Origin of the sequence: Alloprevotella rava (genome assembly GCF_014195585.1) — a bacterium.
GTDB classification, from domain to species: domain Bacteria; phylum Bacteroidota; class Bacteroidia; order Bacteroidales; family Bacteroidaceae; genus Alloprevotella; species Alloprevotella rava.
On sequence record NZ_JACICA010000005.1, the window covers coordinates 121723 to 137858 of the forward strand.

15 protein-coding genes are annotated in these 16136 nt (G+C 52.1%); 8 read left to right on the forward strand and 7 right to left on the reverse strand.

Going from position 1 to position 16136, the window contains the following annotated elements:
* Positions 1-20 precede the first annotated feature (20 nt).
* Positions 21-434 carry an N-acetylmuramoyl-L-alanine amidase gene (locus FHS60_RS05990; protein ID WP_183696389.1) on the forward strand — a complete coding sequence of 138 codons (414 nt, stop codon included), beginning with the start codon at positions 21-23 and terminating at the stop codon, positions 432-434.
* A gap of 296 nt (positions 435-730) precedes the next feature.
* Positions 731-1114: an HU family DNA-binding protein gene (locus FHS60_RS05995; protein ID WP_183696394.1), complete on the forward strand. Its 384-nt coding sequence runs from the start codon at positions 731-733 to the stop codon at positions 1112-1114.
* Positions 1115-1279: 165 nt separating this feature from the next.
* On the opposite strand, the gene FHS60_RS06000 is transcribed toward FHS60_RS05995, so the two are convergent.
* Together FHS60_RS06000 and priA are read right to left on the reverse strand one after the other, a co-directional pair.
* The gene (locus FHS60_RS06000) at positions 1280-1750 is read right to left on the reverse strand and encodes a hypothetical protein (protein WP_183696398.1); all 471 of its coding nucleotides are present in this window, start codon (positions 1748-1750) and stop codon (positions 1280-1282) included.
* Positions 1751-1920: 170 nt separating this feature from the next.
* Complete coding sequence (priA, locus tag FHS60_RS06005; protein WP_183696402.1) at positions 1921-4404, reverse strand: replication restart helicase PriA; 2484 nt, start codon at positions 4402-4404, stop codon at positions 1921-1923.
* A 151-nt stretch (positions 4405-4555) separates the two neighbouring features.
* On the opposite strand from priA, the gene frr reads away from it, so the two are divergent.
* The 6 genes from frr (at position 4556) to FHS60_RS06035 (ending at position 9204) form a co-directional block, all read left to right on the forward strand.
* On the forward strand, positions 4556-5116 hold the full coding sequence (frr, locus tag FHS60_RS06010; protein ID WP_183696405.1) for a ribosome recycling factor: 561 nt from the start codon (positions 4556-4558) through the stop codon (positions 5114-5116).
* Positions 5117-5236: 120 nt separating this feature from the next.
* Positions 5237-6190, forward strand: coding sequence for a ribosome small subunit-dependent GTPase A (rsgA, locus tag FHS60_RS06015; RefSeq protein WP_183696408.1), 954 nt, complete (start codon positions 5237-5239; stop codon positions 6188-6190).
* Between the two features lie 99 nt (positions 6191-6289).
* Positions 6290-6757: an NfeD family protein gene (locus tag FHS60_RS06020; RefSeq protein WP_183696411.1), complete on the forward strand. Its 468-nt coding sequence runs from the start codon at positions 6290-6292 to the stop codon at positions 6755-6757.
* A 28-nt stretch (positions 6758-6785) separates the two neighbouring features.
* On the forward strand, positions 6786-7460 hold the full coding sequence (locus FHS60_RS06025) for a SprT-like domain-containing protein (RefSeq protein ID WP_183696414.1): 675 nt from the start codon (positions 6786-6788) through the stop codon (positions 7458-7460).
* A 177-nt stretch (positions 7461-7637) separates the two neighbouring features.
* On the forward strand, positions 7638-8330 hold the full coding sequence (locus FHS60_RS06030; RefSeq protein ID WP_183696417.1) for an ABC transporter ATP-binding protein: 693 nt from the start codon (positions 7638-7640) through the stop codon (positions 8328-8330).
* On the forward strand, positions 8311-9204 hold the full coding sequence (locus FHS60_RS06035; protein WP_183696421.1) for a CvfB family protein: 894 nt from the start codon (positions 8311-8313) through the stop codon (positions 9202-9204). Before FHS60_RS06030 ends, FHS60_RS06035 begins: the two co-directional genes overlap by 20 nt.
* Before the next feature lie 529 nt (positions 9205-9733).
* Here FHS60_RS06035 and FHS60_RS06040 read toward each other — a convergent pair.
* The 5 genes from FHS60_RS06040 to FHS60_RS06060 all read right to left on the reverse strand — a co-directional run bounded on the left by FHS60_RS06040 (position 9734) and on the right by FHS60_RS06060 (position 16014).
* On the reverse strand, positions 9734-10300 hold the full coding sequence (locus FHS60_RS06040) for a hypothetical protein (protein ID WP_244957447.1): 567 nt from the start codon (positions 10298-10300) through the stop codon (positions 9734-9736).
* A 411-nt stretch (positions 10301-10711) separates the two neighbouring features.
* Positions 10712-12457: an ABC transporter ATP-binding protein gene (locus FHS60_RS06045; RefSeq protein ID WP_183696427.1), complete on the reverse strand. Its 1746-nt coding sequence runs from the start codon at positions 12455-12457 to the stop codon at positions 10712-10714.
* A gap of 21 nt (positions 12458-12478) precedes the next feature.
* On the reverse strand, positions 12479-14233 hold the full coding sequence (locus tag FHS60_RS06050) for an ABC transporter ATP-binding protein (protein WP_183696430.1): 1755 nt from the start codon (positions 14231-14233) through the stop codon (positions 12479-12481).
* Positions 14234-14240: 7 nt separating this feature from the next.
* Positions 14241-14882, reverse strand: a complete 642-nt coding sequence (locus FHS60_RS06055; protein WP_183696433.1) for a TetR/AcrR family transcriptional regulator — start codon at positions 14880-14882, stop codon at positions 14241-14243.
* Between the two features lie 487 nt (positions 14883-15369).
* Positions 15370-16014, reverse strand: a complete 645-nt coding sequence (locus FHS60_RS06060) for a hypothetical protein (RefSeq protein ID WP_183696435.1) — start codon at positions 16012-16014, stop codon at positions 15370-15372.
* Between the last annotated feature and the right edge of the window lie 122 nt (positions 16015-16136).

The window sequence follows — 16136 nt, forward strand, 5'->3', positions numbered from 1 at the left end:
CCTAAAAACCAACAACAACCATGAGAACAATCAACAACATCTTCGTGCACTGCACCGCCACGCAACCTTCCGCCACCATCGAGGCGCTCCGCAACGGCTTCCGCGCTCGCGGTTGGCACGCCCCCGGCTATCACTATGTGATCGAGGCCGACGGCACGCTGCGCCGCCTCTGGGCGGAAGAGCACGTGGCCAACGGCGTGCGGGGCTACAACCAACACGCCATCCATGTGGCCTACATCGGCGGCATCGACCCCGAAGGTCGCCCGAAGGACACGCGCACCTGCGCCCAACGCACCACGCTCGAAGCTCTCCTCCGCCTCCTCCACTGGCACTACCCCACCGCCCGCATCCGCGGCCACCGCGAGGTGAACCCCAACAAGGCCTGCCCCAGCTATGATGTTCAGAGCGAAAGGCAGAGGCTGGAGGAGGATTAGATAAAGCGAAAGCCTCTCAAGAGGATCTCGGACTTGTCAGACCAGTCGGACCAGTCCGACTAGTCCGAGACCCAATCCCCCTCAAGAGGACCTCCGACCCGTCCGACCAGTCCGACCAGTCTGAGCCCACCAATCCCTGAAATTTTCTTTCCTTTTCCCTTGCACAATTCACTCTAAATTCCTATCTTTGTAATGTCTTAAAAGAGAAGCTTCAGCAAGACACTAACCAAATCATTATCACTAACCTGCACCACAAAACCCACGTTGAGTGGACGGTGCCTAAAACCATCAAAACCATGTTAAAGTACAAAGTAATCCCAAGAAAGAATCCTATTGACAAAAGTGTGAAGTACTACGCTCAAGAAGTTCAGCAAACTCAGATGAGTTTCGCAGCTCTCTGCGACAAGATTTCACACTCCAGTACCGCCACTGCTGCCGATGCTTCGGCCGTCATCAAAGAGGCCTGTGTCCACGCCCTCGAAGCCTTGCTCGACGGTAAGAGTGTGAGTCTCGGCGATTTGGGTAGTCTCCACACCACCATCAAGTCGAAAGGTGCTGCCACTGCCAAGGATTTTGAGCCCAAACTCCTGCGCAACATCATGATTCGCTGGGTGCGCCCCACGCGATTCCGCGCTGCCTTCGACCTCGAAAAAGGCAAGGTGAGAGTGCAGAAGGTGTAAGTAAAAAAAGAGAGAGAAGCCCCCTCCATCTCCCCCATGAGGGGGAGTGCTCGGCTACCACTTGTGTGTTTGATGATCCGTCTGATTTTCAACGGTCATCCAGCTCTGAGCACTCCCCCTTTATGGGGGAGATGGAGGGGGCTTTAGGGACTTTTCTTTATTTCTTCAGCTTTCTTTTTCTTCAGGCACTTCGTTACCTTCCTCTTCTTTCTTCTTCTTTCTACTTGGAATCTGACCGTAGATAGCAAGACCTATGACAAGAAGAATGACGGGCTTCAGACCAATCTGAGTGCCCAGAGGCAGAGAGGGCTTATCGGAAATCTCAAACTTACATTCCTTAGCAATCTCTTTGGCTTCTTCCACCGTGAGGTCAACATATTTCTCCTCTTTGTCGTCAACAAGAGCATAAGTGTACTCACCATAGTTCCATACTGGACACCAGAAAAGGCTGAAACTCTGATAGTGAACACCGAGATTGAAATGTTCGTCAGCGTCGTTGGCAAAACTGTCGGGCAACTCGTGGAGCTTCTTGAGAGCATCGCCATTACCATAGATAATGACACCACGGGCAGAAGCCGTCGTTGAACAAACAAATGCCACTACGAGCATCGCAAGCATTACGAAAAATCTTTTCATCGTTTTAATTGTTTTAATGAATTGTTTAGAGATATGCAAATGTAAGTGAATTTCCCTTTTTCAACCAAGAAAAGAATAAAGAAATTCCAAAATTTAACAATAGAGCCGCTCCAATTATATACAAAAAGACAATCCTTTCCCTCCCGCTGGAGAGGCCATAAAGGAGCGAATCAAAGCGGATCTACATCAAAATAGAGCTGCACTCCCTTTAGTTCGGGACGCGCTAAAAGGACATCGCGAGCAGAAAGGAGGGTGCGGCGGATGCTGGCCGCGGAGAACGCGGGGCGCACCTTGAGCATCATCTTCCGAATATAGAGCGCCTGGATGCGCGCCACGGCGGGGCGGTCCGGACCGAGGAGGTCGGACTGGAAATAAGGGCGGATGCTCTGCGCAAACTTTTGTGCGGCGTCTTCGCAAATGCGCTCATCGCGGTGGCGCACAAAAATGTTGATGATGCGGCAGAAAGGCGGATAGAGGAACTCGCGCCGCTCAACGAGCTGACTGGCGTACATGGCGCGGTAGTCGTTCGTCACAATTTGCTGCACTACGGGCAACTGCGGTTGGCGGGTCTGAAACACCACGAGGCCGCGACGACCTTTGCGCCCTGCGCGACCCGCCACCTGGCTGAGCATCTGAAACGAGCGCTCAAAGGCGCGGAAGTCGGGCACATTGAGACTCTGGTCGGCATTGAGGATGCCTACCACGTGGACTCGCTCGAAATCGAGACCTTTCGTGACCATCTGCGTACCGATGAGGATGTCCGTTTCGCCCCGCCCAAAGGTCTCGAGGATGCGCTCATAACTGGAACGACTGCGCGTGGTGTCGAGGTCCATGCGCGCCGTGCGAGCTTCGGGGAAAAAGGCGCGCACGGCGGCTTCTATCTTCTCCGTGCCATAACCTAAGTCGCGCAATTCGGTGCTACCACAGTTGGGACACTGCTGGGGCAGCGGATAGGGCGTTCCGCAGTAGTGGCAAACGAGGCGGCCCTGCTGCTGATGGTAGGTGAGCGGTACGTCGCAATGCTCACAATGGGGTGTCCAGCCGCAGGTGTGGCATTCCAAAACGGGACTATAGCCGCGGCGGTTCTGAAAGAGGATGACCTGTTCGTGATGAGCCAGCGCCTCGCGAATCTCTTCGGTCAGGCGCGGCGAGAACGGACTTTTCATGAGTTTTTTACGGCGTAATTCTTTGACATCTTCCACCACGATTTCGGGCAGTTGCCGATCGCCATAGCGCGTGGTGAGTTCCACGAGGCGATACTTCCCAGAAAGCGCATTGTGGTAGGTCTCCACGGCTGGCGTGGCCGTTCCGAGAAGCACGCGCGCACCAGTGGAACGCGCCAGCACAAGGGCGGCATCGCGAGCGTTATAACGCGGTGCAGGATCTTGCTGTTTGTAGCTCGTTTCGTGTTCTTCATCAACGATGATTAACCCCAAGTTGCGGAAGGGCAGGAACAAACTGGAACGCACGCCGAGGATGAGCGAAAAAGGCCGCTCCGAGAGTTGCCGCTGCCAGAGTTCCACGCGCTCGGCATCGGGAAATTTAGAATGATACACACCGAGTTTGTCGCCAAAAACCCGACTCAAACGCGTCATAATCTGCGTGGTCAAGGCGATTTCGGGCAGGAGATACAGAACCTGCTCTCCCCGCCGTAGGGCGTCTTCTATGAGGCGGATGTAGATTTCCGTTTTGCCGCTGGAGGTAACGCCTTGAAGCAGGACGGGAGTAGAGGCGGATTGCGTGATTTCCTCATAGGCCTGCTGCTGCGCTGGGTTGAGTTCTTTTGTCAAAAGTTCGGGCAGTGCCTTCTGCGTTTTGAGTCGGCCCACTTCATAGTCGTAGACCTCCAAAATGCCTTTGCCAACGAGGGCAGAAAGGGCAAATTCGGAAGCGCCAGGGAGGCGCAGGAGATCGCGCCGCGCCACTTCCTCGAGCAAGCCCATATTGGAAAGAGCAAAAGCCGTGGAAGCCTTGGAAAGCTCGAGATATTTGAGGAGAAGTTCGCTCTGTTTGGGCGTGCGCTTGAGGTTTTCAAAAACTTCATTGAGGCAATTCTCATCCTGAAAGTCGGCGGCAAGGCGCACGTGTTTCTCCGTTTTGGGCCGATACTGCCGCGCCATTTTTTCTTCTATCACGACGGCGTCACGCTCCAGCAAACGGCGCACAAGCGGTAGGACATTGTCAATATTTAGTTCACGCTGCAAACTCGCCAAACTATCTCCTTTTTCAGCCGAAAGAGCGTCAAGAACACGACTCTCGCGCTCCGTGAGAACATCGAAATCGGAGAAATCAGGATTCTTCCGCACCGCGCTCTCGCTCTCGAGTTTAAGGCCCGAAGGCAGGGCTGCTTTCATCACCTCGCCCAGCGTGCACATATAATACTGCGCCATCCACTCCCAAAACTGCAACTGCGCAGGCAGCAGCAGAGGATGGTCGTCCACCACTTCGGCCACATCCTTCAAAGCGGACGCGTCGACGGTGGCAGGCAGCGTGGCGTGGAGGCGGAAAACGATGCCGGTGTAGTACTTGCGGCGACCGAGCGGCACCACAACGCGAGTGCCCACCACAACCCGCCTGGCCAGCTCCTGCGGCAGGCGGTAAGTGTAGGGCTGGCTCACGGCCAGGGGCAATATGATATCGGCAAACTGGTTCATCTTCCGTGCAAAGGTAATAATTAAATGTGCTAAGTAGGAAATGTGCTCCTGCAGCAATAAAAATACAGGGCGTATTTTGACAAAATCCGAGAAAATACTTATCTTCGCCCAATAATAGTGAAATATAACAAATAAATAAGGTAAAAAAGATATGTTCGACGTAAAACAATGCCTCGCAGAATGTGAGGAAAAAATGGAAATGAGCGTGATGCACCTCGAAGAGACGCTGGCTCAAATCCGCGCCGGAAAGGCCAATGTTCACATCTTAGACGGCATACGCGTAAACTCCTACGGTAGCCAAGTGCCGCTCAACAACGTATCGGCCATCTCCACTCCCGACTCGCGAACCATCGCCATCAAGCCTTGGGACAAGAGCATGTTCCATGTTATCGAGAAAGCCATTATCGACTCCGAGGTGGGCATTATGCCGGAGAACAACGGTGAGGTGATCCGCCTGGCCATCCCCGCGCTGACCGAGGAACGCCGCCGCGCGCTGACGAAGCAGTGCAACAAAGAGGCCGAAGAATCTAAGATGGCCATCCGCAACATTCGCCGAGACGGTATCGACAAGCTCAAAAAGGCCGAAAAAGAGGGCTTGAGCGAAGACCTCCGCAAGGACGCTGAGAACGACCTGCAAAAGATTCACGACAAGATGGTGAAGCAGATCGAGCAGCTCCTCGAAGTCAAGAACAAAGAAATCATGACTGTCTAAGCAAGCTCTCTTGGTGGGCTCAGACGGGTCCGACCAGTCCGACCAGTCTGAGAACCAATCCCCTCTCAAAGGACCTCCGACCAGTCAGACCAGTCCGACCAGTCCGAGCCTCCCCAAACTATGCCAAACCCTACCACACATACTCACGGGCAGGTAGTACGCAGCACTGGAAGCTGGTACACCGTGCGCACCGACGACGGGCGCGAAGTGGAATGCAAAGTCAAGGGCAACTTCCGCCTGCGAGGCATCCGCTCCACTAACCCCGTGGCCGTAGGCGATGGCGTTAGCATCATCGAGGACGGAAGCGGAACGGCGTTCATCTGCGAAATAGACGAACGCCGAAACTATATCGTTCGCAAAGCCTCCAACCTCTCCAAGCAGAGCCACATCCTGGCGGCCAATCTCGACATGGCGCTCCTCGTCGTGACCATTGCGCGCCCCGAAACATCCACCACCTTTATCGACCGCTTTCTGGCCAGTGCAGAGGCCTACCGCGTTCCCGTTGCCATCTGCTTCAACAAAATCGACGACCTCACCAGCGAAGAGCGCGAAATGCTCGACTACCTCACGCTCATCTATCGCGACATAGGCTACGATGTGCTCCATGTGTCGGCCATCACCCATGAGGGACTCGACGCCCTGCCCCCGCTGCTCAACAACCGCCTAACGCTCCTGGCCGGCAACTCCGGCGTGGGGAAATCTACCCTCCTCAACGCGCTCATTCCCGAGGCTCACGCGCGCACCGCCTCTATCAGCGATGCCCACGGAACGGGCATGCACACCACCACCTTCTCCGAGCGATACAACCTGCCCCAGGGAGGCGCACTCATCGACATCCCCGGCATCAAAGGCTTTGGCACGTTCGAGTTTGAAAGGGAGGAAGTGTCCCATTTCTTCCGCGACCTCTTCAGCCTCTCCGCCGAATGCCGCTTCGGCAACTGCACCCACACCAACGAACCCGGCTGCGCGGTGCTCCAAGCCCTCGAAGACCACCGCCTCGCCCCTTCGCGCTATCAGAGCTACCTCTCGATGCTCGACGATAAAGATGAATCGAAGTATCGCGAGGCGTATTAAAAAAAACACACGAACACTTCCCTCTCGTTCTCTCCTAAAAACATTCCGACGCACCGGACTCACCAGAACAGTCCGACTTGTCCAAAAAACAATAGCATTATGTCACCACTCCTCCTCATCGGCACCATCGTCCTCGTGGCCCTCTTGCTCTTCGCCATCGAGGCTTTCGTCACGCCTGGCTTTGGCGTGCCTGGCATCACGGCCTCTGCCCTCATCCTCGTGGCCGATGCCATCACTTTCTACCATTATGGCGCATTCATCGCCACCTGTGCTCTCTTCGCCTCCGTAGCCTTCGTGCTCTTCTTATTCTGGCTCGTGAGTCGCTCGCCCATCATCAAGCGTGCCGAACTCCACACCAACATCGACTCTACCAATGCCACCGCGGCACAGCTCTCCGTGCGCCCTGGCGACGAAGGGCGCGCTCTCACTCGCCTCGCCCTCATCGGCAACGCCGAGATAGACGGCAAAAACGTTGAAGTGAAGAGCGCAGGAGGTTTCATCGATGAAGGCACCCCCATCCGCGTCATCAGCGTGCAGGACGCCCTCATCCTCGTAAGCCCGAAGTAGCACTTCTGCATCAGACTCCTATATAAATATGCGTGCCTCCATTCCTTATATAGAACAGAAATTCAAAGAATACAACCAACTCATCTTCGGCAACCACCTCCCCGACATCCCCATCCGCCTCTCCCGCGCAACGACTTTCGTGGGGAAGTACCAACACCGCACGCGCCGCACACCGCTGGGGCGCATTGAGCCTTACGACTTCTACTTGCGTTTTAGCGTGCTTTTCGACCTCACGCCCGAAGAACTCGACGATGTGATTATCCACGAAATGATTCACTACCACATCGCCTACCACCGACTCCACGACACAGCGCCTCACGGACTCATCTTCTGCAAGATGATGAACGACATCAACCAAACCTTTGGTCGCAACATCAGTATCTCACACAAACTCTCTCCCGAAAAAGTTTCCGCTGTGAAGCAGTTGCGCCAAACGGTACATGTCATCGCAGCTCTCCGCCTCGCAACAGGCGGCGCGGGCGTCAAAGTGCTCCCTCGCAGCCGCCCACGCATCGAGGCCTACTGCAAGCGAATGCTCACACACCCCGAAGTGGAAGCCATCAGCCTTTATATCTCCGACGATCCGTTTTTTAACAAATACCCCACTTCCTCCACTCTCTCGGCCTACGAGATTGAGAAAAAAGAACTCGAAGCTCACCTCCAAAAAGCTTCTCCCTTGGAACTGCAGTTTTCAGAGGCCTGAGGGCCTTCTTTTGGTGGGCTCAGACTGGTCGGACTGGTCGGACTAGTCCGAGGCCCTCTCGAGGAAGCTGGTCCTCAGACGGGTCAGACTGGTCGGACCAGTCCGAGAACTCCGAGGAAGCTGGAGAGGCTTTTCCTCTTGCTTTTTCCTCCGCTTTCCATTAACTTTGACACCGTTATGATAGAACTCCACGGAATCAGGAAATCCTTCGGCCCACTCGAGGTGCTCAAGGGCATCGACCTCAACATCGAGAAAGGCGAAGTTGTCAGCATTGTAGGACCCAGCGGCGCGGGCAAAACCACGCTACTCCAAATCATCGGCACGCTCTACAAGCCCGATGCCGGCAGCCTCCTTATCAACGGTACCGACGTGCTGGCGCTCAACAGTCGCAAATTGGCCGACTTCCGCAACCGGCACATCGGATTCGTCTTTCAGTTCCACCAACTCCTCCCCGAGTTTACGGCGCTCGAAAACATCATGATTCCGGGAATGATTGCCCGCCGCTCCCATGGCGAACTCCGCCAGCGCGCCCTCGAGCTCCTCCAGTTTATGGGACTTCAGGACCGTGCGGAGCACAAGCCCAACGAGCTGAGCGGTGGCGAGCAGCAGCGCGTGGCCGTGGCGCGGGCGTTGATGAATCAGCCCGACGTGATTCTCGCAGACGAGCCTTCGGGTTCGCTCGACTCCCACAACAAAGCCGAACTGCACCAGCTCTTCTTCGAACTCCGCGACAAGCTGGGCCAAACGTTCGTTATCGTGACACACGACGAGGAACTGGCCCAACTCACCGACCGCACTATCCACATCATCGACGGCAATATCAGCCTGCCGCCCTCCAACCTCCCCGAAAATGAAGCAACCACAATCTGAGCGCCCCACAGTCCCCGCCACTGAGCGCACCTCCACCCTCCAACTGGGCAACTACAACACGCTGCGCATCACGCGCTTCACCGACCACGGCGCCTACCTCGACAGCGGCGAAGTGGGCGAAATTCTCATGCCCAAAGCCTATGTCTTGCCCGAGATGAAGCCCGGCGATGAAGTCCGCGTATTCGTGTATCTCGACCAGGAGGAACGCCTCGTGGGCACCACGGAAACACCACTGGCTCGCGTGGGCGAATTTGCCTATCTGCGCGTGGCGTGGGTCAATGAGTACGGCGCATTCCTCGATTGGGGACTCATGAAGGACCTCTTCGTACCTTTCCGTGAGCAGAAACGCCGCATGGAAAAGGACCGCTCCTACATCGTCTACATCTACATCGATGAAGAAACGAGCCGCATCGTGGCCTCCGCAAAAGTGGATCGCTTCATCCAACCCACCCCCTACGGCCGCTACCACCGCGGTGAGGAGGTCGACATCCTCATCCAGCAGAAAACGCCGCTCGGCTTCAAGGTCATCGTGGACAACGCCTGGCCGGGCCTCATCTACGATAATCAGATCTACGAAGACCACCGCACCGGCGAACGTCTCCGCGCCAGCATCGTCACTTTCCGACCCGACGGAAAACTTGACCTTTCCCTGCAACGAATTGGCAAAGGTCGCTTCCGCGATTTTGCAGAGATTCTGGAGGAACGCATCAAGGAGGCCGGAGGTGAAATTCCCTTCACAGATCGTTCTGATTCAGAAGACATTATGCGCGAATTTGGTGTGTCCAAAAAAACCTTCAAGCGCGCCGTGGGCACTCTCTACCGCTCCCGCCGTATCGAATTGCTACCCGAAAGCATCCGCCTAATCGATAAGTGATATATCTTGCTAAGAAAATTCCATTTTCAGAAAAAACGACCAAAAAAAGCCTGTCCGCAAACAGAAAAATAAGAGATAGAAAAAAAATTCGCTTTTTTTTCTATTTTTTGTTTGTATAAATCAAAAAGGCTTCGTAATTTTGCAATGCAATCAAGGGGAAAAGCTCACTTGCAGAGCAAAGCTCCTTTGTTAAAAATAAAAGAATAGTTTTTTCATCTCTATATAAGTTCTGTGAAGCTGCGGTACGTTGTGAAATGCACCGCAGCTGTTTTTTCCTTTATCTAAAATCTCCGACCAGTCGGACAGCGCGGACCAGTCGAACCAGTCCGATAACTAGCTCTCTGTATCATGCAACCACGCATAGATGCTTTTTCTTAACTCGGCAAAAGAATAATCCTGTGCAACATATTGCTGCACAGGATTTTGTATTATCGGAGATTGGCACAAAGCCCTTCTCCCGAGTCTGCTCTTTTCAGAGCAACGCCGTATATCTGTTTTAAGGCGTCAGGACGCTTAAAGGTTAGTACTATTAGTCAGTAACTACAGTCATTTTACCTTGATAAAGGAGACTGATGTCGTACATAACACCTTTCGTTGTGCCTTCAACTCTGCCTTCTAACTTGATGTAGATGTTATCCGCAGATTTCTTTGTGATAAAAAGAGAGCCTTTTTCGAAAACGGGGTATATCTCTTCTCCCTCCCCATATTTATGGTCTGGCTTGCTCCAGGTATCAATCTTTCTATTTCCTGCCGGATCATCGTACATCACTTCCCAATAACTGTCGGCATCTTTTTTCTTGGATAGATCTATTTTCTTATTGAAATAGAGGTCCTCTTTCACGATAAAACGCACCTCTTCCATTTCATCATCATCAAAGAAGACCTTAATTTTATAGATGCCCTCATCGTTCTTATAGCATACCACTTTTTTAACGGGAGCCTCCCTGTTACCAACAGTAAGAACATTGGCCTTGAGTTGTGGCCCATCGTCCTTGTCATCCTTCGAGCAAGCTGAGAAAGCCATACTCATAATCACTACGCTTGCTAATACGAAGATATACTTCGCACTGCATACTAAGAAATTTCTTTTACTCATTTGTTTGTACATTTTAATTGTTAGAGAATATCTTTTAGAGTTATATACCGGGGTGGGTTATGTTGTTTTATCATAGGAGAACACCGTAGAAATGGTGCTCGAAATTACCCCTAGCAATTTACGTGTTTACAAAGAGCGTTTACATATATATCGCAAATCTAAAATTATATATTTATAAAAACAAATTTTCAGAGTGTTAAATTATATTTTCGCCAAAAATATTAAGTAGTAGAGAGATTCTGTTCTAAAAAGAGTGTACCCTCCCCTTGCTCTTATCTTAGGTATTCTCTCCTCTCAAGAGAGCGAGCGGACTATACTCTTTCACTAACTCTATACGCGTGGCCTTTCCTGTGAATCCTTAACAACCTCAACATTGTTCTTAAGCACTCACTGTTGAGCTTGTTATATTTCTTACCGAACAGTTCCTATAGGATTGTCGTTTCCGTTGTCCTGCTGATACTTTACCATTCGCACAAACTCTCCACCTTGTGCCATCAGCTTGGCAGGCGCACCTTGCTCTATAACCGTTCCGCCCCCAAGCACCACGATGTGGTCGGCACCCAGCACAGTGCGCATACGGTGGGCAATAATGATTACGGTCTTGTTGCGTACCAGCTCGGAGATGCCAGCCTGTATCCTCGTTTCGTTTTCGGCATCGAGGCTGGCGGTGGCTTCGTCAAGGAGAATGATGGGGGCATTCTTCAGTAGGGCCCGGGCAATGGAAATGCGCTGCCGCTCTCCACCAGAGAGCGTTTCGCCGTTCTCACCTATCACAGTGTCGTAGCCCTGTGGCATACGGCTTATGAAGTCGTCACACTGTGCCAACCGTGCCACACGGCGCACTTCCTCATCGGTAGCCTCCCGCTTGCCGATGCGTATGTTGTCAGCAATGGAGGCATTGAAGAGTAGCACGTCCTGAAACACTATGGCGTAGTTCTTGAGCAGAGTTTCTGGATCAATGTCAGCAATATTGCATCCCCCCACGCGTATCTCTCCGCCATCAATATCCCAGAAGCGAGCAGCAAGCTTGGCAGCAGTACTCTTTCCTCCGCCCGACTGCCCCACGAGAGCCGTAACCTCGCCTTGTCGAGCGGTGAACGAAACGTTGTGCAGCACCTGCTTTTCAGTTTCGTAGGCAAAGCTTACGTTGCGGAACTCTATGTCGTAGCCTTTCATATCCGCACTCTTTTTTCCTGTCTGCACGGGCATCGCCTCTATCTCTTTCGTTCGGTTGATGCGCACGTCTAAGTAAGCGAGTATGGCAAGATTACTGCAAGCCTCCTGTATAGGATTGTAGACCATTGCCGAGCCTATGAGAAATGCCAGATAGTCAAACACCGACACTTCGCCACGCTGCAACAACCACGCACCAACAAGTATCACTGTAGGCATACCCAATCGCAGTAGTACGGAGGAGAGATTGACAAATGCGCCTGCCACCAACTCGTGGTTGAGCAATTCCTTTTCGTAGTCATTCAGGCGTTTGTCGAAACTGTGGTTGTATACCGCCTCACCACAGTATGACTTTATCTCCTGCATACATTCCAACCCCTCCTGCACCTGCTCGGTTACACCTCGCTTCACATGATAGAGCTTTACGAAAGCCTTGTCGAGCCTATGTCGTGCCAGCAGCAATGTAATCACTGCCAGCGGCACCACCCAGAAGAGAGCGAGAGCAAGCCGCCAGTCGTAGCAGAACATTCCGACGGAAATAAGAATGATGCTCGCCACGGAAGCAAACAGTTGCGGTACGGCGTGCGAGAAAATCTCTTCCAGCGCGGTGCAGTCTTCCATCACGGAGGATGTGAGGTCGGAGAGGTTGCGCTCGCCGAAGAATGCCAACGGCAGACGGCGCAGCTTTTCAGCGAGTCCTATGCGTCGTTGCGCGCTTTCGGTGTAGATAGTGGTGTAGGTGCTGTCGTATTGCCAGCGCGCCACTACAAACATCACCACAGCCAATACTACCGCCAAGAGCAGATAGAACCATAGGGAGTGTTGCCCCGTATGTGTGCCGATGCGCTCCATAAGGAACAAAAACAAGTAAGACGGCGGAAGCATCAACGCAAGGTTGAGCAATGTTGAGAAGAATATGCCCCGCTGCAAATCCTTTGCCCCTTTTTCCGAAAGGGCGAAACGGTCTTGAAAATATCTTGTCATAGTTGTATCGTACTTTTATGATTACAGTTTCCACTCAACGGATTGCTGGTATTCGTTCCACATTCTGTTATACATACTCTTCCGCGCCATAAGTTCCTCGTGCGAACCCTGCTCGGCAATCCTACCGTTGGCCACCACTACGATGCTGTCGGCGTCTTGCACAGTAGTGAGTCGGTGGGCTATCATCAGAACAGTCTTGCCATGTGTGAGGTGTGCGAGTGCCTCGCGAATGAGATGCTCGTTCTCGGGGTCGGCAAAGGCGGTCGCCTCGTCGAGTACCACTATGGGCGCGTCTTTCAGAATGGCGCGCGCAAGCACTATGCGCTGCTGCTCGCCCCCTGACAGGTATGTTCCTTCACTGCCTATGATGGTGTTCAAGCCCTGTGGCAGTCGGTCTATAATCTCACGGCTCTGCGAAAGGTCTATGGCACGGTTCACCTCGTCGAGTGTAGCTTCAGGCGTGCCGTAGCGCACATTCTCCAAGATGGAGGTCTTGAACAACCGCGTGTTCTGGAACACGAACGACACACTGTGCATCAGCTCCGCCTTGTCCATCTGTCGCACGTCCGTTCCGCCAATGCTCACGCTGCCCTCGCGCACGTCCCAGAAGCGGGGAATGAGCCTTGCTATGGTAGTCTTGCCGCTGCCCGATGGTCCAACAAGTGCCACTGTCTTTCCCTCGCAGATAGTGAGGTCGATATGGCTCACGGCATCTTTCTCCGCCCCGTCGTATCTGAACGACACGTTGTGCAGACAGATGTCTGAAGACTTGGCTCTCTGTGGCGTTTCGCTGTCGGGAAGCGGTGTGGCGTCGGTGAGCTTTTCCAATCGGTCTACAGCCTCGTTCGCAAGGAAAAGGTTCTGGCTGAGGTGCATCGCTTTCATTACATTGACCGAGATAACAGGCGCAATCAGCACATAGAGTGTCATATCCGAGATAACGACAGCCGTCTGTCCGCCGTGTCCTATGAGGAGTATGCCCGTAGGCACAAGAAAGAAAGCAAAGGCGTTGATGGCTACAATATAGGCAGACATTGGTGTGCGCCACAGCAGGGTGTACTTTATCACAAGGTCGCGGTAGTTAATGATGCTGTCGTAGAACCGCTTGAACGAGAACACCGTTTGCTGGAACACCTTCACCACAGGTATGCCACGCACATATTCTACTGCCTCCGCACTCATCTTTTCCAATGCATCGAGATACATTCGCTGAAAGTGGTTGTTCTTAGGATTCATCATATAGCCCATAATGCCGAAAGCACACACGAGTGGTACCATTGAGGCAAGTCCCATCTGCCAATCCACCATGAACAGGAGTATAATAACACCGAGCGGAGCCACCACGCTTCCTGCCACATCAGGCAGTATGTGTGCCACAAATGTGTGCGTCTGTCCCGAATCCTCATCAATGATTTTGCGCATACGCCCTGTGTTCTGTGTGTCGAAAAAGCCCAAGGGAGCGCGCATAAGCCGTTCCATCGCCCAGCGTCGCATATTAATTTCTATGCGGAAAGCAGCAAGATGCGAGAGCATCAGAGCGAAAAAGTAGAGCAGAATATTTGCCACTGATACCACAAACGCTGCAAGAGCATAGTCCCACAAAGACGTGTCGGCAAGGTCACCCTCTGCTGTGAGCAGGATGCGCACCACAAGCCACAAAAGAATGAAGGGAACGAGAGACAGCAGTCCGTTCACTGCCGAAAGCCCGACGGAGCAGGGCAGCAACCACTTGCGCCTTCCCATATAAGCCCCTAAACGTTTAAGTGTCTTTATCATCTTATTGTTATTTAATGTATTTAAACTCATCTGCCCATACTTTCATAAGCTCTCTCCATCCAGCCATACTGTAAGCAGCATATTGCTCAAGTGCGCACTCAATCTCCTGTTCGTCAAACTCATCGTGTTCCACCAGCTCTGAGAAAATGCTCATCCATGTGGAACTAGCAATGTGGAGAAAGAAAGGCGAAATGTTAATATCCAAGTGCGGATAACGCTCTTTCATCAGCTGAAGGTATTCCGTGCCAATCTTTGTCTGATGCTCTATAATCTTTTCCTTGTATCCTGCCAACGAACTGCCCTCCGCATTGAAGAGCAGCAGTCGAAGTTCGGGACGGAAATTTATAACAAATGTCTTCATTGCCAGAATGTATTCGTCCTGAAACCTCCTCGCACTGAACACCTCAAGGCTCAAGTGCCATTCCGAGTTGTGCGATTGGATATAACGGTCTAATGCGGTAATGAGCGGTCGCAACACCTCGCAGAAAAGTTCGTCCTTACTGCCGAAATAGTTGTAAACATTGCCTACAGCCACCCCAGCCTTGCGCGCCACCGTGCGAATGGAAGTGCATTTTACACCGTGTGCTATAAACTCCTCGCGTGCCGTTACGAGTATACGCTGCTTTATATCATCTTTCAGTGTCTGCATATAGAATAGAATTTATCAATAACGAACATCGTTTCTTTTTGTTCATAAAAAAAGCGCACCGTTTTTCTCTTGAACGGTGCGCTTGGCTTAACAGGATTCTATATATCCCTGTGGTATGTCGTGTTTATTTCTTATCATAAGAATGAAATTTATTTAGTGCAAAAATAGAAAAGGTAAAAAAATGAGACAATACCCAAAAATAGGTATTTTATAATGAACTCTGATGATGATAATCCCACTCTTCCTGCGAAAGTGATTTCCGATTAGCAGCTTGCATAATAGAATCTAAAATGGCTGCAATATAACGCTAAACGCCTCCGTACCGTGCGTGGATGTCGGATGTTGATATCGAGAGGAAAGAGTGGAAAGAATGGAAAGGCTGTAAAGTCAACCGACAAGAGCAAAATTAGATAATTCTTTTGTAGAGCTCATCTTTTTTGTGTCACTCCCCTTGCCGAAATCCGTATATATATTTATGGAACTCTCCCTAAAACGAATATCCAAAACCTAAATAGGGAAGGATGAGGATGCCATCCACGGAGTGGTCGCCACCTAAGCCGAAGGTGGGAGAAATACCCACGCGCATGGAGAAACCACGGAAGGGCTGCAAGCGATAGCCTATCGTGCCGAAGAAATAATAGGCCAAGAATGTTTCATGAGTATTACCAGGGACAACATAACCTGGACCATTATACCCCAGATAACCGTCTTCGGGATATTCAACTTTTCCAAAGATGAGCGCCACGGTCATACCGCCGCCCAACTCAAATTTACTTTTTTTCTTGCCGAAGAGGTAGTTGAACTCAGGAGAGAGCGAAAGCAGGTGGAACGACTCCTTTTCGCCAAACCAATCATTGGAGGCTGAATAAGCCCAGCCCAATCCGCCGCCAAAACCCCAACCGCGGTTGCCTTTGAGGCGCGTATCGAAATGGGCACTCAACCAACCGAAGGGGCCAAGTATCGTACCCGTCACGTTCTTCACGGGTTCCAATTCCAAAGTGGGTTGCAGGACTTTCAGGTCCGTTGCCGCGACCTCCGCGCGGGAGGTGTCGGGGGCTACAATTGCCGCGTCTTTCGCTTGGAGAGACAAGGCCGCGCAAGCCATAAAGCTTGCCAGAATCCATGTTTTCATAACAGAACTTATTATTGATGTAAAAATATTCTTCTTTCGTTCCTTCCTCCGCGCTGCAAAACGCTGAACAGCTGCGGGGTAGGTCTTCGTCAGCACTTCGGCGGGACTGTTTCGCTCGCTAA